Source organism: Nakamurella multipartita DSM 44233, from assembly GCF_000024365.1.
Taxonomy (GTDB): Bacteria; Actinomycetota; Actinomycetes; order Mycobacteriales; family Nakamurellaceae; genus Nakamurella; species Nakamurella multipartita.
Map to the genome: position 1 here is coordinate 3,989,961 of NC_013235.1, position 24,640 is coordinate 4,014,600.

Annotated in this window: 26 protein-coding genes and 1 pseudogene; 13 read left to right on the forward strand and 14 right to left on the reverse strand. The window is 68.2% G+C overall.

What is annotated here, in order from left to right:
* Positions 1–3: 3 nt before the first annotated feature.
* Positions 4–405: pseudogene (locus NAMU_RS31875) on the reverse strand (MarR family winged helix-turn-helix transcriptional regulator); the annotation flags it as partial.
* A 135-nt stretch (positions 406–540) separates the two neighbouring features.
* On the opposite strand from NAMU_RS31875, the gene NAMU_RS17975 reads away from it, so the two are divergent.
* From NAMU_RS17975 to NAMU_RS17990, 4 genes are all read left to right on the forward strand, one after another.
* Positions 541–810, forward strand: coding sequence for a DUF3040 domain-containing protein (locus tag NAMU_RS17975; RefSeq protein ID WP_015748789.1), 270 nt, complete (start codon positions 541–543; stop codon positions 808–810).
* 60 nt (positions 811–870) lie between these two features.
* Positions 871–1,725 (forward strand): slipin family protein, encoded by an 855-nt coding sequence (locus NAMU_RS17980; RefSeq protein WP_015748790.1) that lies wholly within the window; start codon positions 871–873, stop codon positions 1,723–1,725.
* A 90-nt stretch (positions 1,726–1,815) separates the two neighbouring features.
* Positions 1,816–2,043, forward strand: coding sequence for a hypothetical protein (locus tag NAMU_RS17985; protein ID WP_015748791.1), 228 nt, complete (start codon positions 1,816–1,818; stop codon positions 2,041–2,043).
* Between the two features lie 172 nt (positions 2,044–2,215).
* Positions 2,216–3,214 carry an Acg family FMN-binding oxidoreductase gene (locus tag NAMU_RS17990; protein WP_015748792.1) on the forward strand — a complete coding sequence of 333 codons (999 nt, stop codon included), beginning with the start codon at positions 2,216–2,218 and terminating at the stop codon, positions 3,212–3,214.
* A 196-nt stretch (positions 3,215–3,410) separates the two neighbouring features.
* On the opposite strand, the gene NAMU_RS17995 is transcribed toward NAMU_RS17990, so the two are convergent.
* The 5 genes from NAMU_RS17995 to NAMU_RS18015 form a co-directional block, all read right to left on the reverse strand.
* Positions 3,411–5,381 carry an aconitate hydratase gene (locus tag NAMU_RS17995; RefSeq protein WP_015748793.1) on the reverse strand — a complete coding sequence of 657 codons (1,971 nt, stop codon included), beginning with the start codon at positions 5,379–5,381 and terminating at the stop codon, positions 3,411–3,413.
* A gap of 115 nt (positions 5,382–5,496) precedes the next feature.
* Positions 5,497–6,729, reverse strand: a complete 1,233-nt coding sequence (locus tag NAMU_RS18000; protein ID WP_015748794.1) for an NAD(P)/FAD-dependent oxidoreductase — start codon at positions 6,727–6,729, stop codon at positions 5,497–5,499.
* On the reverse strand, positions 6,722–7,858 hold the full coding sequence (gene tal / locus NAMU_RS18005) for a transaldolase (RefSeq protein WP_052308210.1): 1,137 nt from the start codon (positions 7,856–7,858) through the stop codon (positions 6,722–6,724). The genes NAMU_RS18000 and tal overlap by 8 nt, the downstream gene beginning before the upstream one ends.
* 137 nt (positions 7,859–7,995) lie before the next feature.
* A complete protein-coding gene (gene folE, locus NAMU_RS18010; protein ID WP_052308211.1) occupies positions 7,996–8,592 on the reverse strand; it encodes a GTP cyclohydrolase I FolE in 597 nt (198 codons plus the stop codon).
* Between the two features lie 80 nt (positions 8,593–8,672).
* A complete protein-coding gene (locus NAMU_RS18015; RefSeq protein WP_015748797.1) occupies positions 8,673–9,125 on the reverse strand; it encodes a hypothetical protein in 453 nt (150 codons plus the stop codon).
* 90 nt (positions 9,126–9,215) lie between these two features.
* Here NAMU_RS18015 and NAMU_RS18020 point away from each other — a divergent pair, with 90 nt between their 5' ends.
* A complete protein-coding gene (locus tag NAMU_RS18020; RefSeq protein ID WP_015748798.1) occupies positions 9,216–9,917 on the forward strand; it encodes a helix-turn-helix transcriptional regulator in 702 nt (233 codons plus the stop codon).
* Positions 9,918–9,976: 59 nt separating this feature from the next.
* On the opposite strand, the gene NAMU_RS18025 is transcribed toward NAMU_RS18020, so the two are convergent.
* The 4 genes from NAMU_RS18025 to ctaD form a co-directional block, all read right to left on the reverse strand.
* The gene (locus tag NAMU_RS18025) at positions 9,977–10,345 is read right to left on the reverse strand and encodes a DUF3040 domain-containing protein (RefSeq protein WP_015748799.1); all 369 of its coding nucleotides are present in this window, start codon (positions 10,343–10,345) and stop codon (positions 9,977–9,979) included.
* A complete protein-coding gene (locus tag NAMU_RS18030; protein ID WP_083786050.1) occupies positions 10,342–10,812 on the reverse strand; it encodes a universal stress protein in 471 nt (156 codons plus the stop codon). Before NAMU_RS18030 ends, NAMU_RS18025 begins: the two co-directional genes overlap by 4 nt.
* A gap of 220 nt (positions 10,813–11,032) precedes the next feature.
* Complete coding sequence (locus NAMU_RS18035; protein ID WP_015748801.1) at positions 11,033–12,028, reverse strand: Acg family FMN-binding oxidoreductase; 996 nt, start codon at positions 12,026–12,028, stop codon at positions 11,033–11,035.
* A gap of 159 nt (positions 12,029–12,187) precedes the next feature.
* Positions 12,188–13,936 carry an aa3-type cytochrome oxidase subunit I gene (gene ctaD / locus NAMU_RS18040; protein WP_015748802.1) on the reverse strand — a complete coding sequence of 583 codons (1,749 nt, stop codon included), beginning with the start codon at positions 13,934–13,936 and terminating at the stop codon, positions 12,188–12,190.
* Between the two features lie 168 nt (positions 13,937–14,104).
* On the opposite strand from ctaD, the gene fdxA reads away from it, so the two are divergent.
* The 5 genes from fdxA to NAMU_RS18065 all read left to right on the forward strand — a co-directional run bounded on the left by fdxA (position 14,105) and on the right by NAMU_RS18065 (position 18,120).
* Positions 14,105–14,449: a ferredoxin gene (gene fdxA / locus NAMU_RS18045; RefSeq protein WP_015748803.1), complete on the forward strand. Its 345-nt coding sequence runs from the start codon at positions 14,105–14,107 to the stop codon at positions 14,447–14,449.
* Positions 14,446–15,174: a helix-turn-helix transcriptional regulator gene (locus tag NAMU_RS18050; RefSeq protein ID WP_015748804.1), complete on the forward strand. Its 729-nt coding sequence runs from the start codon at positions 14,446–14,448 to the stop codon at positions 15,172–15,174. Before fdxA ends, NAMU_RS18050 begins: the two co-directional genes overlap by 4 nt.
* A 3-nt stretch (positions 15,175–15,177) precedes the next feature.
* Complete coding sequence (locus NAMU_RS18055; protein ID WP_015748805.1) at positions 15,178–15,609, forward strand: hypothetical protein; 432 nt, start codon at positions 15,178–15,180, stop codon at positions 15,607–15,609.
* A gap of 269 nt (positions 15,610–15,878) precedes the next feature.
* Positions 15,879–16,256, forward strand: a complete 378-nt coding sequence (locus NAMU_RS18060) for a DUF488 domain-containing protein (RefSeq protein WP_015748806.1) — start codon at positions 15,879–15,881, stop codon at positions 16,254–16,256.
* 625 nt (positions 16,257–16,881) lie between these two features.
* A complete protein-coding gene (locus NAMU_RS18065) occupies positions 16,882–18,120 on the forward strand; it encodes a globin domain-containing protein (protein WP_015748807.1) in 1,239 nt (412 codons plus the stop codon).
* 120 nt (positions 18,121–18,240) lie between these two features.
* Here the strand turns inward: NAMU_RS18065 and NAMU_RS18070 are convergent, their stop codons facing one another.
* Both NAMU_RS18070 and NAMU_RS31880 read right to left on the reverse strand, forming a co-directional pair.
* Positions 18,241–18,879 carry a recombinase family protein gene (locus tag NAMU_RS18070; protein WP_015748808.1) on the reverse strand — a complete coding sequence of 213 codons (639 nt, stop codon included), beginning with the start codon at positions 18,877–18,879 and terminating at the stop codon, positions 18,241–18,243.
* A gap of 179 nt (positions 18,880–19,058) precedes the next feature.
* A complete protein-coding gene (locus NAMU_RS31880) occupies positions 19,059–19,343 on the reverse strand; it encodes an ANTAR domain-containing protein (RefSeq protein ID WP_169312516.1) in 285 nt (94 codons plus the stop codon).
* Positions 19,344–19,540: 197 nt separating this feature from the next.
* On the opposite strand from NAMU_RS31880, the gene istA reads away from it, so the two are divergent.
* The gene (gene istA / locus NAMU_RS18075) at positions 19,541–21,211 is read left to right on the forward strand and encodes an IS21 family transposase (RefSeq protein ID WP_015748809.1); all 1,671 of its coding nucleotides are present in this window, start codon (positions 19,541–19,543) and stop codon (positions 21,209–21,211) included.
* Positions 21,208–21,999: an IS21-like element helper ATPase IstB gene (istB, locus tag NAMU_RS18080; protein ID WP_015745763.1), complete on the forward strand. Its 792-nt coding sequence runs from the start codon at positions 21,208–21,210 to the stop codon at positions 21,997–21,999. The genes istA and istB overlap by 4 nt, the downstream gene beginning before the upstream one ends.
* Here the strand turns inward: istB and NAMU_RS27590 are convergent.
* Positions 21,996–22,577: a hypothetical protein gene (locus tag NAMU_RS27590; RefSeq protein WP_015748810.1), complete on the reverse strand. Its 582-nt coding sequence runs from the start codon at positions 22,575–22,577 to the stop codon at positions 21,996–21,998. The two genes, istB and NAMU_RS27590, sit on opposite strands and share 4 nt — an antisense overlap.
* A gap of 164 nt (positions 22,578–22,741) precedes the next feature.
* Positions 22,742–23,218, reverse strand: coding sequence for an Hsp20/alpha crystallin family protein (locus NAMU_RS18090; protein ID WP_015748811.1), 477 nt, complete (start codon positions 23,216–23,218; stop codon positions 22,742–22,744).
* A gap of 121 nt (positions 23,219–23,339) precedes the next feature.
* On the opposite strand from NAMU_RS18090, the gene NAMU_RS18095 reads away from it, so the two are divergent.
* Positions 23,340–24,176, forward strand: coding sequence for an ANTAR domain-containing protein (locus NAMU_RS18095; RefSeq protein WP_169312517.1), 837 nt, complete (start codon positions 23,340–23,342; stop codon positions 24,174–24,176).
* Positions 24,177–24,640 lie beyond the last annotated feature (464 nt).

The following is a 24,640-nucleotide window of genomic DNA, read 5'->3' on the forward strand; positions in this document are numbered from 1 at the left end:
GTCGTCGGGTCGTTGGTCCGGCCAGGTCGGCGGGGCAAGACTGGCGTCAAGTCGGCGCAGCTCGTCGCGGTGCAGCGCGCTGAGGTGAGCCAATGTCTGCTCGCCGTCCTCGGTCAGTTGAATGCGGACCATGCGCGCATCGTCCGGATGCGGGCCACGGTCCACCAGTCCACGGGCCTGGGCTCGGTTGACCAGCTCCACGACGCTGTGATGGCGCAGCTGAAGCCGGTCCGCGAGCTCTCGGACCGTCGCCCATTCCCGGTCGGGGAATCCTTTCAGCGCGAGCAGCAGCTGGTACTGCTGGGGGGTGACCCCGTGAGCACGCACCGTTTCCTCGCTGAAACGCAGGTAGCGGCGGATCCCCGAACGGAACCGGGCGAGCGCCTCGAAGTCGTGCTTCGTCAGCGCCCCCGGGCGGGGCGCCTGAGCGGGTGCCGCAGCTCTCTTCACCCACCAACTCTATCGTATCACGACAATATCGTGATACGATAGACCTTGGGTGTTGCGGTGTGATCCTCGACCCCTCGTCGGAGGTGCGGTGTGCTCAGCGATCACGAGCGGGAGGCGTGGCGCGAACTCGAGCGCCAGTTCACTGCCGGCGAACCGGATCCCGGTGTGCCCTCCTCTCCTGGCCGCGCGAGTCGTGGGCAGTCAGGGGTTCTCGGCTCGTTACTGATCATGACTGTGCTTTTCCTCGCGGTGATCGAGTTGATGGCCGGTTCGCTCCCTGGTGCGCTCATGTTCGGCTCCGTGGGCTGGCTGATCCGGTGGGTTGGGTTGCCCTCCCGTGACGACTCGCCGCCGCCGTGACAGATCGCGGCTTCGGGGATTCGTTACTCGCGACAAGGCGGAAAGTGGAGAGGCAAACCAATGACAATCGGATACATATTCTTGGCAATTGCGGCGGTGGCCGTGGTGCTCCTGGGGTCGAGCGTTCGCGTGATCACCCAGTTCGAACGAGGCGTCGTGTTCCGCTTCGGACAGCTCCGTTCGGAGATTCGTGGACCGGGGCTGGCCCTGATCGTTCCGTTCGTTGATCGTCTGCAGAAGGTCAACATGCAGATCATCACGCAACCGGTGCCCGCCCAGGACGGCATCACCAGGGACAACGTCACCGTCCGGGTGGACGCGGTCCTGTACTACCGGGTGGTCGACCCGGGACGGGTGGCCGTCGATGTCCAGGACTACGGTTCGGCGATCCTGCAGGTTGCACAGGCCTCGCTCCGCTCGATCATCGGGAAAAGTGAGCTTGACGACCTTCTTTCCAACCGGGAAAAGCTCAACCAGGGGCTGGAGCTGATGATCGACAACCCGGCCGTCGGGTGGGGGGTGCACATCGACCGCGTCGAAATCAAGGACGTCGCGCTGCCCGAGTCGATGAAGCGGTCCATGTCACGGCAGGCGGAAGCCGAACGTGAGCGTCGCTCACGCGTCATCATCGCCGAGGGCGAGCTGCAGGCGTCGCAGAAGCTGGCAGAGGCGGCGGAGGTCATGGCCGAGCATCCCGCCGCGCTCCAGCTGCGGCTGCTGCAAACCGTGGTGGAGGTGGCCGCGGAGAAGAACTCCACCCTGGTTCTGCCGTTCCCGGTTGAGCTGCTCCGCTTCCTTGAACGCGCGACTCCCCCGGACACCAGTAGTCGCGCGCTGAGCACCACGGAATCGTCAGCTTCCGCGAGCAACGGCAAGGACCCAGACATGCTGGATCGAATCTGGACCCGAACGTGAGACCTCACCTCACCGTGATCGGCGCCGATTCGTGCACGGTGGGAGCGGCTGTTCCGACGTGGTCGGGGTTGCTCGGCTGGAGACCGTAAGATGCGCATCGCAACGGTTGTCCTCGTATTCGCCAGCCTCGCCGTGATCCTCTCGCTCCTCGGGATCATGTTGGTGCACTGGCACCGGTTCCGCGCCGAGACCGACCGTTACCGCGCCTGGCAGTCGGTGTTCGGGCCGCGCGGAGCGAAGGTGGCCCTCACCGTCGGGTTCGTTGCGCTCGCCGTCCTGACCGGGGCCCTCGGTGCCTTCCAGGTGCAACCGACGTGATGACACAGGACTGTCTTGCCGAACACGCTCCGCGGCCGGACATCTTCATCATTCCAAGGGGCCAGATTGGAAGAGCAGCTTCCTCGGTCCAGGCTTGTGGACAAGGTCCGATCGGCTCCGCCCGACGCGGACTCGGAGTCAACGGCACTCGCAGGAAACGGGGATCGGGGCCATGAAGGCGGCGTTGGGATTGTCGGAATCGGCGACGCGACGGGTGGTGGCGGCAGCGGGCCAGGCACCGTCGCTGTTCAACACCCAGCCGTGGCGGTTCCGGCTCGCCCCCGACCGCATCGAGATCCACCCCGACCGGGGTCGCCGGCTGATCGCCCACGACCCCGACGACCGGGAACTACGGATCGCCTGCGGCGCCGCGCTGTTCAACCTCCGGTTGGCCCTGCACGCGCACGGCGTGACCCCGGTGGTGACCATCCAACCCGGCGAGACCCCGGACGCCCTGGCCGTCATCCGGCCCGGCCCGGTGACCGTGCAATCCCGCGACGACGCCGCCCTGTACGCGATGATCGAACGGCGCCGAACCAACCGACAACCCTTCCTGGACGCCGGCGTTCCGGCCAGTGATCGGCGTCTGCTGATCCGGGCGGCCGCCGACGAGCACACGGTGTTGCACGCCATCGATCACGCAGAACGGACCGGACTCCGGAGCATCGTCGCCGCGGCCGACCGGCGACAACGTGACGACCCGGCCTGCCGGGCCGAACTGCAGGCCTGGACCGGGTTCGGGCACCGCCGGCCGGACGGAGTGCCGCTGTCCGCGGCCGGACCCAGACCCGAACCCCACGACCCGTGGGCGTACCGGGACCTCGGACGCAGGTTCTCCGGGGTTCGGGTCAGTGACAGTCCGTCCAGAGCCGAACCATTCGTCGTCGTTCTGGCCACCGTCAGCGACCGGCCTGCCGAGCAGATACAGGCTGGACAGGCGCTACAGCGGGTGCTTTTGAACGCGACCTCGCTCGGGCTCACCGCGTCCTTCCTGTCCCAGCCCATCGAGGTCACCGAGAACCGCCGGCAACTGCGCCAGCTCCTACCGTGCCGGTTGCACCCGCAGACCGTTCTGCGTCTGGGGTTCAGCTCGCCTGTCACGACGTCAACGCCACGACGCGATCCGGCAGACCTCATCGCACGGACTTCGCTGAGCAGTCCTGGCAGGTGACCGTCCGGGGTGCAGGAACTCGGCGGGTGGGTGCGACACCTGTCCTCGACGGGAAATGGGGTGCTGACCTTCCCGCCGACGCCGCCCCCTGATATGGAGACCGATCTGCGCCGTACGGGTGCTGGGTCGGCACGAATGCTGCTACCCATGGGTGATTCGGTGGCCGCCGCCAGTACCGTTCCGTCGAGATCCTCGGCTAGTTCGACCCTTCCGGACGCTGTCGTATCGCGGGCAGGAGCCCACCGGCCAGGACCATGCCGACCTGCCGACCCGACAGCCGATGACTGGTGATGTAGTCCCGTCCGCGGGTGGCATTGTGGATCTGGACGACCGCGGAGCCCCTGCGCAGCGTGGTCCGCAGATCCTCCAGGATCAGCACGTCGCCCTGCTCGATGCTCCGGTAGTCGTCCGGGTCGGTGAACTCCAGGGCCAGGACCCCGAAATTCGCCAGGTTCTGCCAATGAATTCGAGCGAACGACACCGCCAGGACGGCCCGCAGACCGAGATAGCGGGGGGCGATCACCGCGTGTTCCCGGGACGAGCCCTGCCCGTAGTTCGCGCCGGCGACCACAAGGTGTCCGCTGCCGTCCCGGCCGGCCAGCACCCGGTGCGAGTAGCTGTCATCGAGCTGCCCGAAGGTGAATTCGGCCAGCCTGGGGATGTTGCTGCGATACGGCAGCACCCGGGCGCCGGCCGGCAGGATTTCGTCGGTGGACACGTCATCGCCGACCTTGAGCGCGACCGGCGCCTCGATCCGACTCGGCAACGGACCGAAATCGGGTAGCGAGGAGATGTTCGGCCCTTTCACCAGCACGATCTGACCGGCCCGCGGGGCCGGCAGAGGTGGTTCGAGCATGGCGGTGTTCACGCTGGACCGGCTCGGCAGCTCGATCCGCGGGTAGTCGATTCCGAGCAACCCCGGCAAGTCACGGGGATCGGTGATCCGGCCGGTCAGCGCGGCCGCCGCCGCGGTTTCCGGGGAACACAGATAGACGGAGTCGTCGGTGGTTCCGGATCGCCCCGGAAAGTTGCGGGGGAAGGTCCGCAGGCTGTTACCGCCGACCGCGGGGGCCTGACCCATCCCGATGCAGCCCATGCAGCCGGATTGGTGCAGCCTGGCCCCCGCCGCGATCAGGTCGAGGGTGCCGCCCATCTTCGTGAGATCCTGCAGGATCTGCCGGGAGGTCGGGTTGATATCGAAGGACACCCCGGGGTGGGTCTGCCGGCCGCGCACGATTGCGGCGACGACGGCGAAGTCGCGCAGCCCCGGGTTGGCCGACGACCCGACCACGACCTGCTGCACATCCCGGCCGGCCACCTCGTGCACGGGGTGCACGTTGCCCGGTGAACTGGGCAGTGCGATCAACGGTTCCAGGGTGGAAAGATCGATGGTCTCGGCGATGTCATACGTGGCGTCGTCGTCGGCGACCAGCTCGACGAAGTCGTCCTCCCGCCGCTCCGCCCGCAGGAACGTCCGGACCTGGTCGTCCGCCGGGAACACCGTGGTGGTGGCGCCGAGTTCCGCGCCCATGTTCGCGATGACATGTCGGTCCATCGCGGTCAGCCGGGCCAGCCCCGGACCGTGATACTCGATGATCCGGTTCACGCCGCCCTTGACGCCGTGTCGGCGGAGCATCTCCAGGATGACGTCCTTCGCGCTCACCCAGGCCGGCAGCGCACCGGTCAGCCGGACACCCCAGATCTGCGGCATCCGCAGGTAGACCGGTTCACCGGCGATGGCCGTGGCCACCTCGATGCCGCCGAGCCCGATCGCCAGCATGCCCAGCGAGCCGGCGGCCGGGGTGTGACTGTCCGAGCCGACCATCGTCTTCCCCGGGATCCCGAATCGCTGCATGTGGGTGGGGTGCGAAACCCCGTTGCCGGCCTTGGAGTACCACAGCCCGAACCGTTGGCAGGCCGACCGCAGGAAGGCGTGGTCCTCGGCGTTCTTGCTGTCGGTCTGTAGCAGGTTGTGGTCGACGTACTGCACGGAAACCTCGGTGCGGGCCCGGTCGAGCCCGAGGGCTTCCAGCTCCAGCATCACCATGGTGCCGGTGGCGTCCTGGGTGAGGGTCTGGTCGATCCGGATCCCGACCTCCCGTCCGGGGGTCATCTCCCCGGACACCAGATGGGTGGCGATCAGCTTCTGGGCGACGTTGCGTCCCATGGGTTTACTCCTCGTCATCCCCGGGCGCACAAGGGATTCGTTTCGGCACCGCGGTTCTGCCATCGGATGGCGTGATGCAAGAACCGCCGGCCGTTTCGGGTGGGCGGATCGGCGGTCAGGACTCGAGGAGGGCCTCCAACGGGGTCCGGGGATCGGTGAGTCGGCCGACGTCGATCGTCTCGCCGGTCTTGATCAGCGCCGCGATGGTATCGGTGACGTCCCAGGTGTTGACATTCATTCCGGCCAGTAGCCGGCCGCGCTGAAGCCAGAATGCGATGAACTCGCCGCTGCCGACCTCGCCACGGAGGACGACCTGGTCGTAGCCGCCGGGTTGGGTGTATCCGGTGTATTCCATGCTCAGGTCGTACTGGTCGGTGAAGAAGTACGGCAACCGGTCGTACGCGGCGTCCTGGCCGAGCATCGATCGGGCGGCGACCGGGCTCTGGTGCAGGGCGTTGGCCCAGTGCTCCACCCGCAGGTGACGGCGCAGCAGCGGGTGGTAAGCGTTCGCGACATCCCCTGCGGCATAAACATCGTCGTGGGAAGTGTGCAGGTGCTCATCGACCCAGATGCCGTTGTCGATCTTCAATCCGGCCTGCTCGGCCAGGTGCGTGTTGGGGGTGATGCCGGCTCCGATGATGACGTCGTCCGCGGGGATGTGACTGCCGTCGGTCAGTTGTACGCCGGTCGCGTGGTCGCCCTCGCCGGTGATCTCGGCGGTCTGCACACCACACCGCAGGTGTACCCCGTTCCGACGGTGCAGGTCGGTGAGGATCTGCGCGACCTGGACGCCCAGCACCCGCAGCAGCGGCAGCCCCCCTGCTTCCAGGACGGTGACCTCGATCCCCGCGGCCCGGGCCGCAGCCGCGGTTTCCAGGCCGATCCAACCGCCGCCGATGATCGCGACGCGGGAGGCGGTGCGGAACATCACCTTGATCCGATCGCTGTCATCGAGTCGCCGCAGGTACCGTCCGCGGCCCGAAACGGCGCCGGGTATGTCGAGTCGCCGCGGCGAGGACCCGGTGGTCAGCAGCAACTTTCGGTAGCCGAGTTGACTTCCGTCGGCGAGGGTCACCTCGTGCCCGGCCGGGTCGATCCCGCTGACCGCGACGCCGGTGCGCAAATCGATGCCCTGGTCGGCATACCAGTGCCGGGGATGCACGAACGTGGCGTCCCGGTCGGCCCGGCCCATCAGATAGTCCTTGGACAGCGGCGGCCGCTCATACGGGGGGTCGGTTTCCTCCCCGATCAACACCACCCGGCCGGTGAAGCCCTCCTCGCGCAGCGTCTGCGCGGCGGTGGCCCCGGCCAGACCGGCTCCGACGATGACGAACGGGTCATCAGGCATGAGGCACGGTCCTTCCGAAGGCGGGGACCGGGTCGTGCAGGGCGGCGGCCACCTGGTGACTCAGCCGGTCCCAGCTGGCCGTGAACGCCGTGACGGCCTGGTCTTCCAGGGTTTGCACGACGTCCCGGTAGTCGACGCCCACGGCGGCCAGCCGGACCAGCACCCGCTGGGCACCGGCGTAGTAGCCGCGGATCGAATCCTCGGGAATCACGCCGTGGTCGGCGACCGCCTGCAAAGTGCCCTCCGGCATGGTGTTCACCACGCCGGGTGCGACAAGATCGACGACGTAGCGGGTGTCGGGGTAGGCGGGGTCCTTCACCGAGGTCGAGGCCCACAGCGGACGTTGCGGGTGGGCGCCGAGGGCGGCCAGGGCCAGCCACTGCGGCGAGGCGAGCATCCGCTCGTAGTGGGCGTAGGCGATCCGGGCGTTCGCGATCCCTGCGGCGCCGCGGAGCGCGGCGGCTTCCCGGGTTCCGATCTGGTGCAGGCGCCGGTCGATCTCGGTGTCGACGCGGCTGACGAAGAACGAGGCCACCGACCCGATTCTGGAGACGTCGTGGCCGGCCCGATGCGCGGCCAGCAGGCCGTCGAGGAACGCCTGCAGAACCTCGTCGTAGCGGGTCAGGGAGAAGATCAGGGTGACGTTCACGCTGATCCCCTGGGCCAGGCAGGCGGCGATCGCGGGGATGCTCGGCTTGGTGGCCGGGATCTTGATGTACAGGTTGGGCCGGCCGACCAGCCGCCACAACGCCTGCGCCGCCGAGATGGTGGCCTCGGTGTCGTCGGCGAGCCGGGGGTCGACCTCGATCGAGACCCGCCCGTCGACGCCGTCGGTGGTGTCGAACACCGGCCGCAGGACGTCGCAGGCGGCTCGCACATCGGTGGCGGTGAGCACGCGCAGTGCCTCGGTGACGTCGACGCCGCGGACGGCCAGGTCACGGATCTGGGGGGTGTAGGCGTCGCTGCGGGTGATCGCCGCGGTGAAGATGGTGGGGTTCGTGGTGACCCCGACGACGTACCGGTCCCGGACCAGGGTCGCCAGGCTGCCCGAGGTGAGCCGGTCCCGACTCAGGTCGTCCAGCCAGATCGACACTCCGGCCGCGGTCAGGGCCTGCAGTGGATCGGTCATCACGGAATGTTCTGTCATCTGAGGTGTCGCTCCTTCCCGCCGTGGGGCGGGGAACGGGTCGATGTCGGACGTCAGGAAGTTCTGCCGAAATCCCTGGTATCCGTTGGTCGGCGAGCTGGTCGAGGCCGGTGGGTCGGTCATGGCCGACGCCGGTTCGTCGGCCGCGGCAGGGCGAGGGCGAAGAACTCGGCGCGGGCGGCGGCGTCCTGCCGCAGGTGCCCCTGCACGGCCGAGGTGACGGTGGTGACCCCGTCGGCGTGGACACCACGCATCGTCATGCACAGGTGCTCGGCCTCGATGACCACGCCCACGCCTCGGGGCTCCAGGGTGGTCTGCAGCCAGTCGGCGACCTGCTGGGTCAGCCGCTCCTGCACCTGGGGCTGCCGGGCGAACAACTCCACCACCCGGGCCAGCTTCGACAACCCGAGGATCCGGTCTCCGGGCAGGTACCCGACGTGGGCGACCCCGACGAACGGCAACAGATGGTGCTCGCACACCGACTGCACCGGAATGGCCCGGGCGAGCACCATCTCGTCGTAGCCGTCGTCGTTGGGGAAGGTGGTCAGGTCGAAGGGCCGGGGGGTGAACATCTCTGCGTAGGCCCGGGCCATCCGGCCCGGGGTGTCCCGTCGATTCTCGGTGGCCACGTCCACGCCGAGCGCGGCCAGGAAGGCGGCCGCGGCGCGTTCCGCGGCGGCCAGATCGACCGGTGCCGTCGGGTGGACCACCCGCAGCGGGTGATGATGACGCCGGTTGACCGGTTCCGGCGGCCCGGGGCGGGGCCGTGCGCTGGGGGACTGCGGGAGAGCCGCGGTCACGACAGCGTCTCCGTCCGCGCCGGCCGCGGCGCAGTCCGGCGGAACGTGGCGGCCAGCCGGGCCAACGCCAGAGCGGCCAGCAGCAGACCGACGTCGCGGACCGCGACGTCGTAGAAGCCGGGGATGAGCAGCAGGTTGACGATGATCCCGGCCAGCCAGGCCGCGACGACGTACCCGCCGATCAGCGGCCGGACCGCCACCAGAATCCCCGCCGCGATCTCCACGACCCCGACCACATACATGACCTGCTGGGCGGTGCCGGGCACGAGGGAATCGACCCACGGGGCCAGGTAGCCCGGCCAGTCGGTGAGCACATTGACGAACTTGTCCAGCCCGAACACGATGGGCGCCACCGTGAACGCCGACCGCAACAGCAGGAACGCCTGGTACGCCGGGTCGTGCAGCTGGCCGGCGCGGGTGGCCCGGTCACGGGTGGGGTGGGTCGTCATTGCGCCTCCAGCTCTAAAGGACAGTATCTTTTACGCTAGACTGACAGTTTTCTTAAGTCAAGGTTGGTGTCCCTTAGAGGATGGGGTCGGATGGCTGCGCAAGATTTTGCTGATCGAGTGACCGGTCTGGCGGCCCTGGCCGACCCGGTCCGCCGTGAGCTGTACCTGTTCGTGGCCGCCCAATCCGAACCGGTCAGCCGAGACCGGGCCGCCGAAGGCGTCGCCGTCCCACGGCACACGGCGAAATTTCACCTGGACAAACTGGTCGAGCAGGGTCTGCTGGACACCGAGTTCCAACGACTGTCCGGCCGGCGGGGCCCCGGCGCCGGACGACCCACCAAGCTGTACCGGCGGTCCGGCCGGGAACTGTCGGTGACCCTGCCCGAACGCCGGTACGACCTCGCCGGGCAGCTGTTCGCCCAGGCCATCGACGACTCCACCCGGGCCGGCGCACCGGTGCTGGACGCGGTGCACACCGCCGCCGCCGAGTACGGCCGGACCCTCGGGACCCAGGCGCGGCAGGCTCTGGGCCCACGACCCGGGCCAGCACAACGGGCCGCCGCGGTGTGCGCCGTCCTGGCCGCGCACGGATACGAACCCCGACGTGTGGACTCGAGTGTCATCCTGGTCAACTGTCCGTTCGACGCGTTGGCTCGAGACCACACCGACCTGGTCTGCGGGATGAACCTCGCCCTGCTCGGCGCGGTCGCCGACCGGGTCGGTGACGGGACACTGACGGCCCGGCTGGACCCGGCAGACGACCGCTGCTGCGTCGTGCTGAACACCCCGTGACCGCTCGGAGCGACGCCGCGGCCCGCCAACCCGTAGCGGCGACGCCGCACCGTGCATGGTCACGGTGACATCCCGGTTGGCGGCGGGTCCTGCATTCTGTCCCAGAGCCGGCCGAGCCGTCGACGCAGCGCGCTTTCCAACCCCTGCTGAGGGACGGCTCGGACGCCTGAGCACAGCAGCCACACCCCCCAGCACATGGCCAAGAAGCCGATCAGGCTCGTGACGACACCCCACCCGGGCGACGCCTGGGCCAGGACCGCGCCGGCCATGAAGGCGACCAGGCCGAATATGAAGATCACCGAACCCCACCCGGACCGGCCGCGGCGGCGCCGGGAACCCGCCATGCTGGCGAAGAACTCCGGGTCTTCGGCCTGCACTCGCTGCTGGATCTCATCGAGTATCCGCTGTTCGTGGTGGGATAGTTTCATCGGAAACCCGCCCCCAGCAGGGCCTCCCGACCCTTGTGGTGCGTGCGCTGCCCGAGCGCGATCGGATCCGGAACGTGCCGGACGACGACGACCGGGCAGGAGGCGCGCGCGGCGACGTGTTCGCTGACCGAGCCGAGCAGCCGGCCCGGCAGCGCCACGTGACCACGGGATCCAACGACGAGAAGGTCGGCCCCCTGGGCGGCGGCGACGAGCACCTCGGCCGGGTGCCCCCGGGTCACCGTTCCGGTAACCCGACCCGCGTCCTCACCCAGCGCGACATCCAGCGCATCGGCCAGCGCGGCCCGGGCGTTCTCGGCCCAGTCGATGTCCAAGGACCCGAACTCCATCCCCGACGTGCTGGGGTACTCCCAACTGATCACCGCCTCCACGGCCGCCCCGATCAGGTCGGCCTGCCCGGCCGCCCAGCGCAACGCATCGACGGAGGCAGGAGAGCCGTCGACCCCCACCACGATCCGCGGGGTCGCATCTTTCGCGGCCGGCTCCCCCGCCGGCGCCGCGGCAACCGGGACCGACCCCTCGACTTCCACCCTGGTTGACGGCGCCGGTGGCCGTCGATCCGAACCCGGCTGGTAGCTATTGCGACCCCATTGCCCGTCGGTCGCGAGTTTTCGCATCATGTCCTGTCCTTAAGAGTGTCAAGCATTTTCCACTGACGAGGCGGTCGACTCAGGGGGCGGCACCGACCGGTTCCGGCAGCAGCAGGTCCGTCGCGTCCCGCCGCGGGGTTTTCGCCACCGGCGCCCCGAAGCCCAGGCGCAGCACCGCCTGCGGGTACCGGCCGTCGCCCAGCAGCCGACGCAAACGCCGTCGCTGCTCGGCGACCTCGATGGGCTGGGACAGGAAGGACGCGCTCAGCCCCAGTGCAGTCGCGGTCAACAACACCCGTTGCAGGGCCTGACCGGCCTCGACCTGGCAGGCCGGTCCATCCATCCAGGTGGACAGCACCACCACGAACGGTTCCGCCTCGAAGTCCCCGTCCGGGGGCCGGACATGGGCGTAGCCGTTGCCCAAATCCCGATACGCCCAGAGGTCGTGGGATTCAGGTCTCGGCCCGGCCGCGGCCAACGGCACCCCGTCCGGGTGGCCATGCCGATCACCGGCCCAGGCCTCCAGTTCGGCCCGGCAGACCACGTCGTCACGTTGCCGCTGGTCGGCGGCCGCGACCAGGCACCGCAGCTCGAACCGCTCCGCCGGCGTGACCATCGTCCGAAAGTCCGCGCCTTCGACGGCCGCCGCATAGGTCAGCACCCGCCGATACGCTTCCGGCATCGGAGCGTCCAGGAAGGGTTGTCGGTTGGTTCGGCGCCGTTCGATCATCGCGTACAGGGCGGCGTCGTCGCGGGATTGCACGGTCACCGGGCCGGGCCGGATGACGGCCAGGGCGTCCGGGGTCTCGCCGGGTTGGATGGTCACCACCGGGGTCACGCCGTGCGCGTGCAGGGCCAACCGGAGGTTGAACAGCGCGGCGCCGCAGGCGATCCGTAGTTCCCGGTCGTCGGGGTCGTGGGCGATCAGCCGGCGACCCCGGTCGGGGTGGATCTCGATGCGGTCGGGGGCGAGCCGGAACCGCCACGGCTGGGTGTTGAACAGCGACGGTGCCTGGCCCGCCGCCGCCACCACCCGCCGCGTCGCCGATTCCGACAATCCCAACGCCGTCCTCATGACGTTCGAACCTCTTCCTGTGTTCTGTCGACCCGGGTCGGTCGAGTTACGGTTGTCCTTCGTGGTGGCCCCCCTGACCGGGCAGGACCCGGTGCGGGGGGCGGGGAAGCGCCGGACCAGCGGGAGGACCGTCCCGACGGTCGGCAGCGTGGCTCATGTCTACGTCTTGTCCGGGTTCGTCGAGGCAGTTCCGACACCAAGGGGCGGTCTGGACTCGGCGGCCCGCAGCGGCCGCCAGCCGCGGTGCGGGTGCGCCTCGGTCCGCATCCGGTCGACCATGTGTGGATGATGCAGTTCGAACGCCGGCCGCTCGGACCGGATCCGGGGCAGCGAGGTGAAGTTGTGCCGCGGCGGCGGGGAACTGGTGGCCCACTCCAGGGAGTTGCCGTATCCCCACGGGTCGTCCGCCGTCGTGATCTCGCCGTACCGCCAGGACTTCACCACGTTCCACACGAACGGCAGCACCGAGGCACCCAGCACGAACGACCCGATGGTCGAGATCGTATTCAGTGTCGTGAACCCGTCGGTGGGCAGGTAATCCGGATACCGGCGGGGCATCCCCATGTTGCCCAGCCAATGCTGAATCAGGAACGTCAAGTGGAAGCCCACGAAGGTGGTCCAGAAATGTAGCCGGCCCAGCCTTTCGTCCAGGAACCGGCCGGTCATCTTCGGGAACCAGAAATATATCCCTGAATAGGTGGCGAACACGATCGTCCCGAACAGCACGTAATGGAAGTGCGCAACCACGAAGTAGCTGTCGGTGACGTGGAAGTCGATCACTGGTGAGGCCAGCATCACGCCGGTCAAGCCGCCGAACAAGAAGGTCACCAGGAACCCGCAGGCGAACAGCATCGGTGTCTCGAAGGAGATCTGCCCGCGCCACATGGTCCCGATCCAGTTGAAAAACTTGATGCCCGTGGGAACCGCGATCAAAAAGCTCATCAGCGAGAAGAAGGGCAACAGCACTGCGCCCGTCGCGAACATGTGGTGCGCCCACACCGCCGAGGACAGCGCCGCGATGCCCATCGTCGCGAACACCATCCCGCGGTACCCGAAGACCGGTTTGCGAGAGAACACCGGAATGACCTCGGTGACGATGCCGAAGAACGGGATGGCCACGATGTACACCTCGGGATGCCCGAAGAACCAGAACAGGTGCTGGTACAGGATTGCGCCGCCGTTGGCGGGGTCGAGCACGTGCGATCCGAAGTGCCGATCGGCGGCCAGGCCAAGGAGCGCGGCAGTCAGGATCGGGAACGCGATCAGCACCAGGATCGAGGTGATCAAAATGTTCCAGGTGAAGATCGGTAGTCGCCACATCGTCATGCCCGGGCAGCGCAGGCAGATCACCGTGGTGATCATGTTCACGGCACCCAGGATGGTGCCCAGACCGGACACCGCCAGGCCCATGATCCACAGGTCGCCGCCCACCCCGGGCGAGTTCTGCACCCCGGACAACGGGACATACGCGGTCCAGCCGAACGCCGCTGCCCCACCCGGGGTGAAGAATCCGGAGATGGCGATCAGCGCGCCGAACACGTACAGCCAGTACGAGAAGGCGTTCAGCCGGGGGAACGCCACGTCGGGGGCGCCGAGCTGCAGGGGCAGCACGTAATTGGCGAAACCGAACACCACCGGCGTCGCGTAGAACAGCAGCATGATCGTGCCGTGCATCGTGAACAACTGGTTGTACTGTTCCGGCGCGAGGAACTGCAGACCCGGCCGGGCCAGTTCGGCCCGCATCAGCAACGCCAGCAGGCCGCCGACCACGAAGAACACGAACGACGTGACGATGTACATCACGCCCAGCACCTTCGGGTCGGTCGTCCTCAGGTACCCCAGGAACCGGTGACCCCGGGGGCGCGGAAGCGGCCGAGAGATCACCGGATGTGGTGTCACAGCGGTCAACTCAACCCCCTCCGACCGTGTCGAGGACTGGCCGGGAGCGCGCCCCGGAGCGCCGGCCCGGTGGATATCGCCTCGCGGGACACTCCCCGCCCACCTTTTTTTGAGGGCCGCTATCCTCTAAACTATGGGACGTGCAGGGGGAAGTCAACTGAGCAGAGAGGTGCCGCCGTGACCTATGTCATCGCCGAGCCGTGTATCGACGTGCTGGACCGGGCCTGCGTGGAGGAATGCCCGGTGGACTGCATCTACGAAGGTGCCCGGGCGCTGTACATCCACCCCGACGAGTGCGTCGACTGCGGCGCCTGCGAACCGGTATGCCCGGTCCAGGCGATCTTCTACGAGGACGACGTCCCGAACCAATGGGAGGCGTTCACCGACGACAACGCGCGGTTTTTCACCGACACCCTGCCCGGACGTTCCCAGCCCGTCGCATCCCCCGGCGGCGCGACCACGATCGGCCGGCTCGGGGTCGACACCAACCTCGTCGCCGCCCATCCACCGGTCAGCACATGATGACCGACCAGTCGGACATCCCCGACGACACACCGACCGACCCCACCGCATCCAAGCCCCGGCGGCGGCTGCTCAAGCTGCTGCGCCGCAGCACCATCCCCTTGGACGTCTACCAGCTTGCCGAGGCGACCGGGCTGCACATCACCACCGTCCGATTCCACCTGGACGTGCTCGTCAAAGCCGGACAGGTCAGCGCACAGAAGACCCCAAGGACCACCCCTGGTCGACCCCGCACCGTCTACGCCGCCCACGCCGAGGAATCCCCTCCCGACGGCTATCGGCCCCTCGCCGCCCTGCTCGCCGCCAACCTCGGCCCCACCCCACGCACCCGCCGCCGCCGCGCCGAAAAGGCCGGCCGGGACTGGGCAACCAGCCTCATCCCCACCGTCGACGATGTCGCCACCCCAGACGAGGCTGCGCACCGAATCGTCGACTTGTTCGCCGAGATGAACTTCGACCCCGAGCTCGTTCACCCCGCCTCGGCCACCGGTGAACGGGAGATCCGGCTCCGCGCCTGCCCCTACCGGGACGTCGCCCGGGAACATCCCGACGTGGTCTGCGCCATCCACCTCGGGCTCCTGGAGGGTGCGCTCACCCAACTCGGCAAACCACTCACCACGGTGCGCCTGGTGCCGTTCGTCAAACCCCACCTGTGCCTGGCGTACCTGACCCCCCAACCCACGCCTTCAGCAGCATCACCGACAACCTCCACCATCGGGGCCTGAGCGATGACGGCAGCCGGACAGGTCATCGGCGCGGCCACCGCGTTCATCTGGCTGGGGATGGTACTGGCCATTTCGTTCCTGGAGACACCCCTGAAATTCCGGGCCCCAGGGATCACGCTGCCACTCGGCCTGGGCATCGGCCGGCTCGTCTTCCGAGCCCTAAACGTCACCGAGATCATTTTTGCAGCACTGCTTCTCGCCGCGCTGATGGCGTCCCGACCGATTGCTACGATCTGGGTCCTGCTCGGCGTCACCGGAGCATTCCTGGCCGCCCAGACCGGGCTGCTACGGCCACGTCTCGACAGACGCGCCGGACAGATCATCACCGGCCAGAGCCCACCCGCATCCCGGCTGCACCTAGCGTACGTCGCCCTCGAGGTCCTCAAGGTCGCCGCGCTGGTCACGCTCGGCACCCTGCTGATCACCAGCCCATGAAGAAAGTCGAGCATGACCTTCACAGAACCGACCTACAACCCTGGTTTGAGCGGTCGCCCCCAGGTATGACGCAGCAGGCGTTCCCCGTGTGTGCTGAGTCGAGAGAAGGTCTGCGCCACCTGCGCCCTTCACCGGGACCAGTGAGTCGACCCTGCCCAGACGCGGTGACCCCTGCCGACCGAACCAACCAAACGCGTGCCATCCGGCCCATGCCGAGTCGTGCACGTTCCTGCGACACGAAAGAACCCACCGTCAGGAGGTCATTGCAAATGATCGACCAACACGCGGTGCAGGTGCGGCGCATCTACGACGAACCCCGCACCGACGACGGCACCCGCGTCCTCGTGGACCGGCTCTGGCCCCGCGGAATGTCCAAAGCCCGCGCACGACTGAACGAATGGTGCCGAACGGTGGCCCCGTCCACGGAGCTGCGGACCTGGTACCACCACGAACCGGAACGCTTCGAGGAGTTCACCCGCCGCTACCTTGACGAACTCGCCACCCCCGAACAAGCCGCAGCGCTCGCACACCTGCGTGACCTCGCCAACCACAACTCGCTGACATTGCTCACCGCAACCAAATCAACCGCCCTCAGCGAGGCAGCGGTTCTAGCGACCCTGTTGACATCTTCGGGAACCCGACCGTGATGACCAGCGGCCGGCAGGGCCGCCGCAATCGGTCCGCCAGTCGTCTCGCCGCTGCCCATGGACCACGCGACACCGACGTCGGCATCGCCCCGATCGATCACACCTACAAACACTCTTCGGTCGAAGATGTACCGGGTGCCGCCTGCAGCCGATCACCGGACGACCTCTGGTTCCGCGCGGGGATGGTGCACCGAGGCGCGCCGTTCGTGGGGGAGGCTCGGCAAGACCGAGGCCCTGGACGACTTCGACTCGCCGATGGAGATCTCAAGGATCCGGCCTTGGAAGTGCTCGATTCCACCAGGGTGTATCCAGGTTACGGCGACGACATCACCCCTTGGGCGGGAACGAGACAGCCCCTCGGAATAATCCGTCCATGGCTACTGAATGATCTCATTGACGCATCAATGCCGATGATCGCGAGAGAGCCTGGTCGACCGGTTGCGATGCAGCTAGCGGCGCTCGTTGGTGTAATCGTCCGCGGCGGGGTGGCCTGTACGGTCGTTCACAGCGGTGCCGTCCGGTACCAGTCAGACATCGGGTATGACAGCCCGGGGTCAGACGACCGAATCGCAAATGAATGGCTGCACTGTTTGAAGAGTATTTCCGATACGGGTGAGGAGCTACCATGCTTTCCGATCGATCCAGGCCCATCATCAAGGCAACCCTCGCTCCCGTCGCCGGCAACATCGACCAGATAGCGCGGCGCTTCTACGAGCACATGTTCGGTGCTCACCCGGATCTGCTCGATGGCACCTTCAACCGCGGCAACCAGGCCGAAGGCACCCAACAGGCGGCGTTGGCCGGTTCGGTTGCCACCTTCGCCGCGGCGCTGGTGAACACACCGGAGCAAGAACCGGAGCATCTGCTGTCTCGGATCGCCCACAAGCACGCGTCGCTGGGGATTCGACCCGATCAGTACCAGGTCGTCCACGACAATCTGTTCTGGGCCATCGCCGACGTCCTCGGTGACGCGGTCACCCATGAGGTCGCCGCCGCCTGGGACGAGGTTTACTGGCTGATGGCGTACGCGTTGATCAATCAGGAGCGCGGCCTGTACAGCGCCCGTGGGGTCCGCCCCGAGATTGTATGGCGGGACTGGGAGGTCGTGGAAAGGATCCCCGAGACCGACGACGTGGTCACGTTCCGGGTCAAGCGGATTGACGACCGGCTGGTCAAGACCTCGCTGCCGGGTCAGTACGTCACAGTCCGGATGCTCATGCCGGACGGAGTGCACCAGCCGCGGCAGTACAGCCTGACCCGCGCCGACGACGGCAAGCACCGGCAGTTCGCCGTCAAGCGGGTGCACGGCGGCGGCAAACCCGACGGGGAGGTGTCCAACCTGCTGTATCACTCGGTGGCGGTGGGCGACCGCATCACCATGTCGCCGCCGTTCGGTGACGTGGTCCTGGACGACTCCGGCCGCCCGGTCGTCTTCGTCAGCGCCGGCATCGGCATCACCCCCATGGCCGGCATGCTGTCCCATCTTGTTGCCGCCGGGTCCGGTTTGAACGTCACCGTGCTGCATGCGGACGTCGACGAGGCGTCCTGGCCGCTGCGGCAGCAGATCCTGGCCGACATCCGCGCCCTGCCCAACGGTTCGATCCACGTCTGGTTCGAACGCGGGCCCAACTGCAGCCTGCCCGTCGACGGCGTTCGTCAAGGCCTCATGGACCTGGCCGCTGTAAGCCTGGCCGAAAACGCCACCTATTACCTGTGCGGGCCGGTGCCGTTCATGCAGGCAGTGCGCAGCTCGCTGATCGACCGCGACGTCGCGGCCCACGACATCAAGTACGAGGTGTTCGGCCCGGACCTGTGGCAGGGCGACCTGGCCACCGAGCCGATACCAGGAGCCGCCACGAGATGACAAAACGTACCCGCCCCCCGGCAGGGGGTCGGCTTAGCAGCGGAACGATTCCGGGTGCTTTCGTGATCATGTGACCCGGGCACAGCCGGCTCGGCGTGGATTGGCTTCGGTGGTTGATGGTCAGCTCGCAGGCGCTCGACGGGCTCGGACCTGTTTCGGCTTGCCCTTCACCGGCGGCGACGTTTGCGCATCGGCGCGTGCGACTGCTCGGTAGATCGTGGAACGGGTGACAGGGAACAGTTCCTCGAGTTCGCCAATGGTGTGCTCGCCGCCGCGGTACAGCTCGACCAAATGGGCTTCCTGCTTCGGGCTGAGCTTGGGCTGCTTGCCGCGCAGCCGGCCCTTGGCGCGGGCGACGGCCATGCCCTCGCGTGTTCGAGCACGGGCCAGATCGGCCTCGAACTCGGCGATCATGGACAGGGTCGTGAACAGGAGCCGCCCGACCGGATCGGTGGGATCGTGCAGCGAGCCGCCGATGTTCAGCCGCACTCCGCCGGCGGTGAGCTCGTCGACGATGTCGCGGGCGTCGGGCACGGAGCGGGCTAGCCGGTCGAGCTTGGTGACGACAAGCGTGTCGCCGCGGCGGCAGGCCACGAGGGCTTGGCGCAGGCCGGGTCGATCGCGGTTGGTGCCGGTCAGGCCGTGGTCGACGTAGATGCGTTTCGGGTCGACATCCAACGCGACGAGCGCGTCGTGCTGTGCGGTGAGGTCTTGATCGACGGTGGAGACCCGGGCGTAGCCGATCTTGACTTCGGTCACGGGACCAGTGTGCCGGTTGGCCTCCCTGCACCGGGACGATTCACCGAACCAGTCTTACGGGACGCCGGCGGCGCGGCCCGCTCGGTCGGCGTCGTCGCGTCGTCGGTGTGCCGTAGAAGGTTCGGCTAACGGAACAGAATCGATGGCGTTCCACGGGGTATCCGGGGTTCTGGTGGTGATCAGGCAGCGTCTCCCCGATGTGGGGTAATCCGTTGGCGTCGAGAGCGTTTCTTGCTGATGGTGGGTGGAGGTAGGTCGTTGGTGGCCAGCACGTGGTCGGCGATGTGACGCATTTTGCGGTTGCTGTGCTGGCTGGCGGCCCGCAGGGCGCGTAACGCTTGCTCTGGGGTCCAGCGGTGGCGGTGCATGAGGATGCCTTGAGCGGCGGCGATGGTCCGGTTGCTGGCCAGGGCGGTCGCCAGGTTGGCGGCCCGCCGGGCCTGGCTGATCGCGGTGAGAGCCAACGCCAGCCCGGCGACGGCCAGGTGGATGTCGTCCTCGGCTGCTGCCGGGAAGGCTGGTTGTGTCAGGTTTGAGTGGCCCCGCCGGAGCAGGGAATCGCAGGTTTGAGTGGCCCCACCTGCGACTCTCCGGGCAGGTTCTGTCAGGTTTGGGTGGCCCCACCTGATCGTCGTCGGAGGCGACGACGTCAGGAGGAGACGTGAGGTCCAAGGTCATGCTGTTCGAACAGATCCGGCGGGATTCCCGGGTGGAGGGCTTGTCGGTGCGGGCGTTGGCCAAGCGCCACCATGTGCACCGTCGAACGGTGCGGCAAGCGTTGGCGTCGGCGGCGCCGCCGGAGCCGGCCCGGCGCAGGTGGCAGTCCCGCAAGATCGACCCGTTCGTGACCGCGATCGACGCAATGTTGCGGTCGGATCTGACGGCCCCGCGCAAGCAGCGACACACCACGGTGCGGATCCTGGACCGGTTGGTCGAGGAGCATCAGGCGACCGGGTTGTCGTATTCGACGCTGCGGGCCTATGTCGCCCAGCGGCGGCGGGAGATCTGGGCTGAGGCGGGGGGCCGGCCGTTGGCGGAGGTGTTCGTCCCGCAGACGCATCAGCCGGCCGCCGAGGGTGAGGTCGACTTCGCCGAACTGTGGGTGGATCTGCCCGCCGGTCGGACGAAGTGCTACCTGTTCACGATGTGGTTGTGCTTCTCGGGTCGGTCGGTGCATCGGGTGTTCCCGACTCAGTCGCAGGAGGCGTTCCTCGAGGGTCATATCGCCGCGTTCACCGAGCTGGGTGGTGTTCCAACGGTGCACGTGAAGTACGACAACCTCAAGTCCGCGGTCTCGGCCGTGCTGTTCGGCACCGACCGGCGGCGGACCGAGAACGAGCGGTGGGTGCTGTTCCGTTCGCACTACCAATTCGATGGGTTCTATTGCCTGCCCGGCGTCCACGGAGCCCACGAAAAGGGCGGTGTGGAGGGCGAAGGCGGCCGGTTCCGGCGCAACCATCTGGTCCCGGTGCCGAAGGTGAAATCGTTGGCCGAGCTGAATGTTCGGCTGGCCAAGGCGGACCGGGCCGATGACCACCGGCGGATCAACGGCCGGGTGCGCACCGTGGGCGAGATGTTCGCCATCGAGCAGCCCCTGCTCCGGCCGTTGCCGACCGAGGTGTTCGAACCGGGCCTGTCGTTGAACCCGCGGGTCGACCGGCACGCCCGGATCATGGTGCGTAACTGTCAGTACTCGGTGCCAGCCAAGTTCATCGGACGCCGGGTCCGGGTCCACCTCCGGGCGGGTGAGGTGATCGTGTTGGATGGCCGGACCGTCATCGCCACCCACGAGCGGTCGGGCCGTAAGGGCGCCCAGGTGTTGGACCTGGATCACTACCTGGAGGTGCTCAAGTACAAACCCGGCGCCCTGCCCGGGGCGACCGCCCTGGTCCAGGCTCGCGCCTGCGGGGCGTTCACCAGTGCGCACGAGGCGTTCTGGGCGGCGGCCCGCAAGGCTCACGGCGACGCCGCCGGCACCCGGGAACTGATCGACGTGCTGCTGCTGCATCGGCACATGCCGGCGGTCGACGTCGTCGCCGGGTTGACCGCCGCCCTGCGAGTCGGCGCGACCCAGGCCGATGTGGTGGCCGTGGAAGCCCGCAAACAGCAGCGTGGGGCCACGCAACCCGAGCATCCCGTCGGTCAGGACGACAGTGCCGGGCAGCGGGTGGTCAGTCTGACCGAGCGGCGGCTGTCCGACCCGACCGCGGTGATCGCCGGGCTGCCGCCGGATTCCCGGCCGTTGCCGTCGGTCGACCGTTACGACGAGCTGCTCACCCGCCGCAAGACCGCGCCGCCGGCGGCGGACCTGTCGAAAGGCAACGTGTCATGACCGCACCGATTCGCCGCCGCCGCGGCCTGACCGAGCAGGCCGCGTCCGCGGCGATCGACACGGCCTGCCGGCAACTACGCCTGCCGACCGTCCGCGGGCTGGTCACCGACATGGTCACCGTCGCGGAGAAGGAACAACTCACCTACCAGGGATTCCTCGCCGAGCTACTCCTGGCCGAATGCGACGACCGGGCCCGTCGCCGCTCTGTCCGCCGGGTCAAGGCGGCCGGCTTTCCACGAGAGAAGTGGCTGGCCGATTTCGACTTCGACGCGAACCCGAACATCAACTCGGCGACCATCCACACCCTGGCCGGATGCGGCTGGATCCGCGCCGGGCAACCGTTATGCCTGATCGGAGACTCCGGCACCGGCAAGTCGCATCTGCTGATCGGGTTGGGCACCGCCGCCGCGGAGAACGGGTTCCGGGTGAAATACACCCTGGCCACCAAGCTGGTGAACGAACTCGTGGAGGCCGCCGACGACAAGATCCTGGCCAAGACCATTGCCCGATACGGACGGGTTGATCTTCTCTGCATCGATGAACTCGGCTATATGGAACTCGACAAACGCGGCGCGGAGCTACTTTTCCAGGTTCTCACCGAACGGGAAGAGAAGAACTCCGTGGCCATCGCCTCCAACGATTCCTTCTCCGGCTGGACAAAAACGTTCACCGACGCCCGCCTCTGCGCCGCGATCGTCGACCGGCTCACCTTCGGCGGGAACATCATCGAGACCGGAACCGACTCCTACCGGCTGGCCCGGACCAAGGCCCAACAAGCCGCCAGCTAAGACCCATCAACGTCAAGCTCCAGGCGGGGATCCGCTAAACCAACCTCGCCCACGGGTGGAGCCAACCAAACCTGACATGGTGGGGCCAACCAACGTTGACAAACCCAGAAGGCGGTGGGGCTGGTGGAGTAGAGGTTCAGCGTGGTGTCCGGGTGTCCGGCGCGGGTGAGTGGGTAGCTCAGGACGGCCCGCACCGGGCCCGCGATCAGGGCGCGGCTGAGGTATGCCGGCCATCGGGTCTCGGTGGTGAGGTCGCTGACGATGATGGTGCTGTCGGCGATGGCGGCCAGGGCCGGTCCTTGCCCGGTCTGGTACTCGATGGCATCGAGGGCGGCGGCCGTCACGGCGGTGGCCGCGACCGTCCGCGGGCGGCGCGGGTCGGCGTCGGTGAGCTGGGTCAGCGACGCGCACACCGCCCCGGGCACCATCGTGCACGCCAGGGCCAGCGCCTCGGTCAGCGGGTCCTGGCCGTGGACCGGCTGACCGATCTGGCCGGATAGACGGATCAGCTGTGCGGCTGCGCCGGCCGGCGTGTCCACAGCCGCCGACCGGCGCCACGGCACGGATGTCGGGGCCACCAGGATCCTCCCCATCGACTCAGACCAGGCTCACCACCCGTGGGCCGGGGTCTGCCCGGCGGGAGGTGCGATGCCGCCACAGCAGCAGAGACCGGTGAGCCTCGCGGGTTTCGGTATCGGCGGTGTTCCTCCCGGGTGGGCAGACCCAGGCCCGCGGTCGGCGGTCAGCCGCCCGAGGCGGCCGCGTCCACGGTCTCCCGGGTCTTCTCGCCACCGCCGGCGGTGATGGCCTGGTCCGCGGCGCCGTCTTCATGGCTAATGCTGATCTTGCGGGGCTTGGCCCTCTCGGCGACCGGGATCACCAACCGCAGCACCCCGTCCCGGTAGGTCGCCGCGATGCGGTCCAGGTCCAGGTTGTCGCCCAGCACCAGCTGCCGGCTGAACACTCCCCGGGGTCGTTCCGCGGCCAGGAACTCGGATGCTTCGTCCACGGCCGGCCGTTGCGCGGTCACCGTCAACACGTTGCGTTCCACGTCCAGGTCGACCGAGCCCGGGTCCACCCCCGGCAGGTCGAACTCGACCAGGAACCGATCGTCGGCCCGCCAGGCGTCCATCAACATCGCCGACGGTCGGGCGTTGGTCCCCAGCAGTTGCTGGGTGATCCGGTCGAAATCCCGGAACGGATCGGTCCGCATGAGCATCACCAGCCACCTCCCATTGGTCTGTTCGTTCGTGTGCCCAACCCGCCCGATACCTCACACGAGCGGTATAGATTTGTTGTAGCACTCGCGGAGCGTTCCCGCAAGCGGGATGGTGATGACGATGAGCCAAGCGAACGAGATCGGGTGGACCGGGGCAAGCGGCTGGTCGGCCGCCGGTGCGCCCGATGACGGCAGTCCGGGCCAGGGGCGGGTCGCCCTGCGGCGGGTGTTGGCCGGGCTGCGCCATCTGGAGGCCTCGCCCGAGCCGGTCCGGGTGTTCACCGAGCTGGCTGCGGTGTGTGTGCCCGCCCTGTGCGACGAGTGTCTGATCCAGATCGCCGAGCACGGCCGCCGCCCCTACCGGATCCGGCGGAGGTGGCCGGACACGACCGGCACCGCCCCGTCGGTGACCGACGAGGCGTTCAGCGTGGTGACCCAGGGCCGGGGAACACCGCTGGACGGGGGCAGAACCGGCGGCGCCATCGTGGAGACCGTCGCCCGAGACGTGCTGGCTCGCTTCACCAATCCGCCCGGCGGTGGGCCGGACTACCACGGTGTGCTGGTGTGCCGGTGGACCGGGGGGCATGGCCCCGACGCGAGCGACGCCGCTCTGGTCGGGGTGTTCACCGACCATGCCGTCGCGCTTGTCCACCGTGAACGCACCACCGGTAGGGCCCACCCCCGCGACATGGTCCCGCACGTCGCGTCCGCGCTGACCGCCGCGCAGCGGGTGGCCGCCGCATCCGGCATCCTGACCGCCCTGCACCACCTGACCCCGGCCCAGGCCCGCCAGCTGCTGCACCGAGCCAGCGAGCACACCCATCGTCCGATCCTGGACATCGCCGACATGGTGCTGCGCACCGGCGCTCTGCCCGGCGCCCGGCAACCACCGCCCGTCCACCCACCGAACGGATCGATGACCGCACCCTCGGCCGGCGCGCCGACACCCCCCAGCTGATCAGTCACCGACCGCCCGTGACGCACCGGGCCGAACACCAACACGCACAGCGGGCACCCACACGCACAGCGGGGCGGCCACCGAACGGTGGCCGCCCCGTGTTGCACGCCCTCATGGGTGGACCGGACCGGTGGAACCGCATCGTCCGTCGACGCGCATGCGGTTGGCCCGAGTCCATACCACCGGGTTGTCCGCATCCCTACTTGAAACCGGTTCCCTTGGCCCAGCACCGCCCGCCGGGCGTGCAGACGACTCAACTCACTCAGACGCAAATCCCTTCATCCACCTGCGATCGCACCGACCTCCCCTCATCGCTTGCCACGGAACTCGACCGGACACCTGCCGGAGGAGAACGCTGCCGCCGCAGCCCGCCCGGTGGCCACCACCCGCCCAGAGCCCACCGGCGCCCCCGGCCCCGCGCATCAGCGCGGCCCCGGCGCCCGCTCGACCGGGCCCGGTCCACC

Excerpts from the sequence above, each read along its gene's own strand:
- tal (WP_052308210.1), bottom strand. The coding sequence starts at position 7,858 with ATGACCGATCCACTGCAGGCCCTGACCGCGGCCGGAGTGTCGATCTGG.
- NAMU_RS17985 (WP_015748791.1), top strand. The coding sequence starts at position 1,816 with ATGCGCATCGCAACGGTTGTCCTCGTATTCGCCAGCCTCGCCGTGATC.
- NAMU_RS17990 (WP_015748792.1), top strand. The coding sequence starts at position 2,216 with ATGAAGGCGGCGTTGGGATTGTCGGAATCGGCGACGCGACGGGTGGTG.
- NAMU_RS18000 (WP_015748794.1), bottom strand. The coding sequence starts at position 6,729 with ATGCCTGATGACCCGTTCGTCATCGTCGGAGCCGGTCTGGCCGGGGCC.
- NAMU_RS18025 (WP_015748799.1), bottom strand. The coding sequence starts at position 10,345 with ATGAAACTATCCCACCACGAACAGCGGATACTCGATGAGATCCAGCAG.
- NAMU_RS18095 (WP_169312517.1), top strand. The coding sequence starts at position 23,340 with ATGAGCCAAGCGAACGAGATCGGGTGGACCGGGGCAAGCGGCTGGTCG.
- NAMU_RS18020 (WP_015748798.1), top strand. The coding sequence starts at position 9,216 with ATGGCTGCGCAAGATTTTGCTGATCGAGTGACCGGTCTGGCGGCCCTG.
- NAMU_RS18060 (WP_015748806.1), top strand. The coding sequence starts at position 15,879 with ATGATCGACCAACACGCGGTGCAGGTGCGGCGCATCTACGACGAACCC.
- NAMU_RS18090 (WP_015748811.1), bottom strand. The coding sequence starts at position 23,218 with ATGCTCATGCGGACCGATCCGTTCCGGGATTTCGACCGGATCACCCAG.
- NAMU_RS17995 (WP_015748793.1), bottom strand. The coding sequence starts at position 5,381 with ATGGGACGCAACGTCGCCCAGAAGCTGATCGCCACCCATCTGGTGTCC.
- NAMU_RS18050 (WP_015748804.1), top strand. The coding sequence starts at position 14,446 with ATGATGACCGACCAGTCGGACATCCCCGACGACACACCGACCGACCCC.
- NAMU_RS18015 (WP_015748797.1), bottom strand. The coding sequence starts at position 9,125 with ATGACGACCCACCCCACCCGTGACCGGGCCACCCGCGCCGGCCAGCTG.
- NAMU_RS18065 (WP_015748807.1), top strand. The coding sequence starts at position 16,882 with ATGCTTTCCGATCGATCCAGGCCCATCATCAAGGCAACCCTCGCTCCC.
- NAMU_RS18035 (WP_015748801.1), bottom strand. The coding sequence starts at position 12,028 with ATGAGGACGGCGTTGGGATTGTCGGAATCGGCGACGCGGCGGGTGGTG.
- istB (WP_015745763.1), top strand. The coding sequence starts at position 21,208 with ATGACCGCACCGATTCGCCGCCGCCGCGGCCTGACCGAGCAGGCCGCG.
- NAMU_RS18055 (WP_015748805.1), top strand. The coding sequence starts at position 15,178 with ATGACGGCAGCCGGACAGGTCATCGGCGCGGCCACCGCGTTCATCTGG.
- NAMU_RS17980 (WP_015748790.1), top strand. The coding sequence starts at position 871 with ATGACAATCGGATACATATTCTTGGCAATTGCGGCGGTGGCCGTGGTG.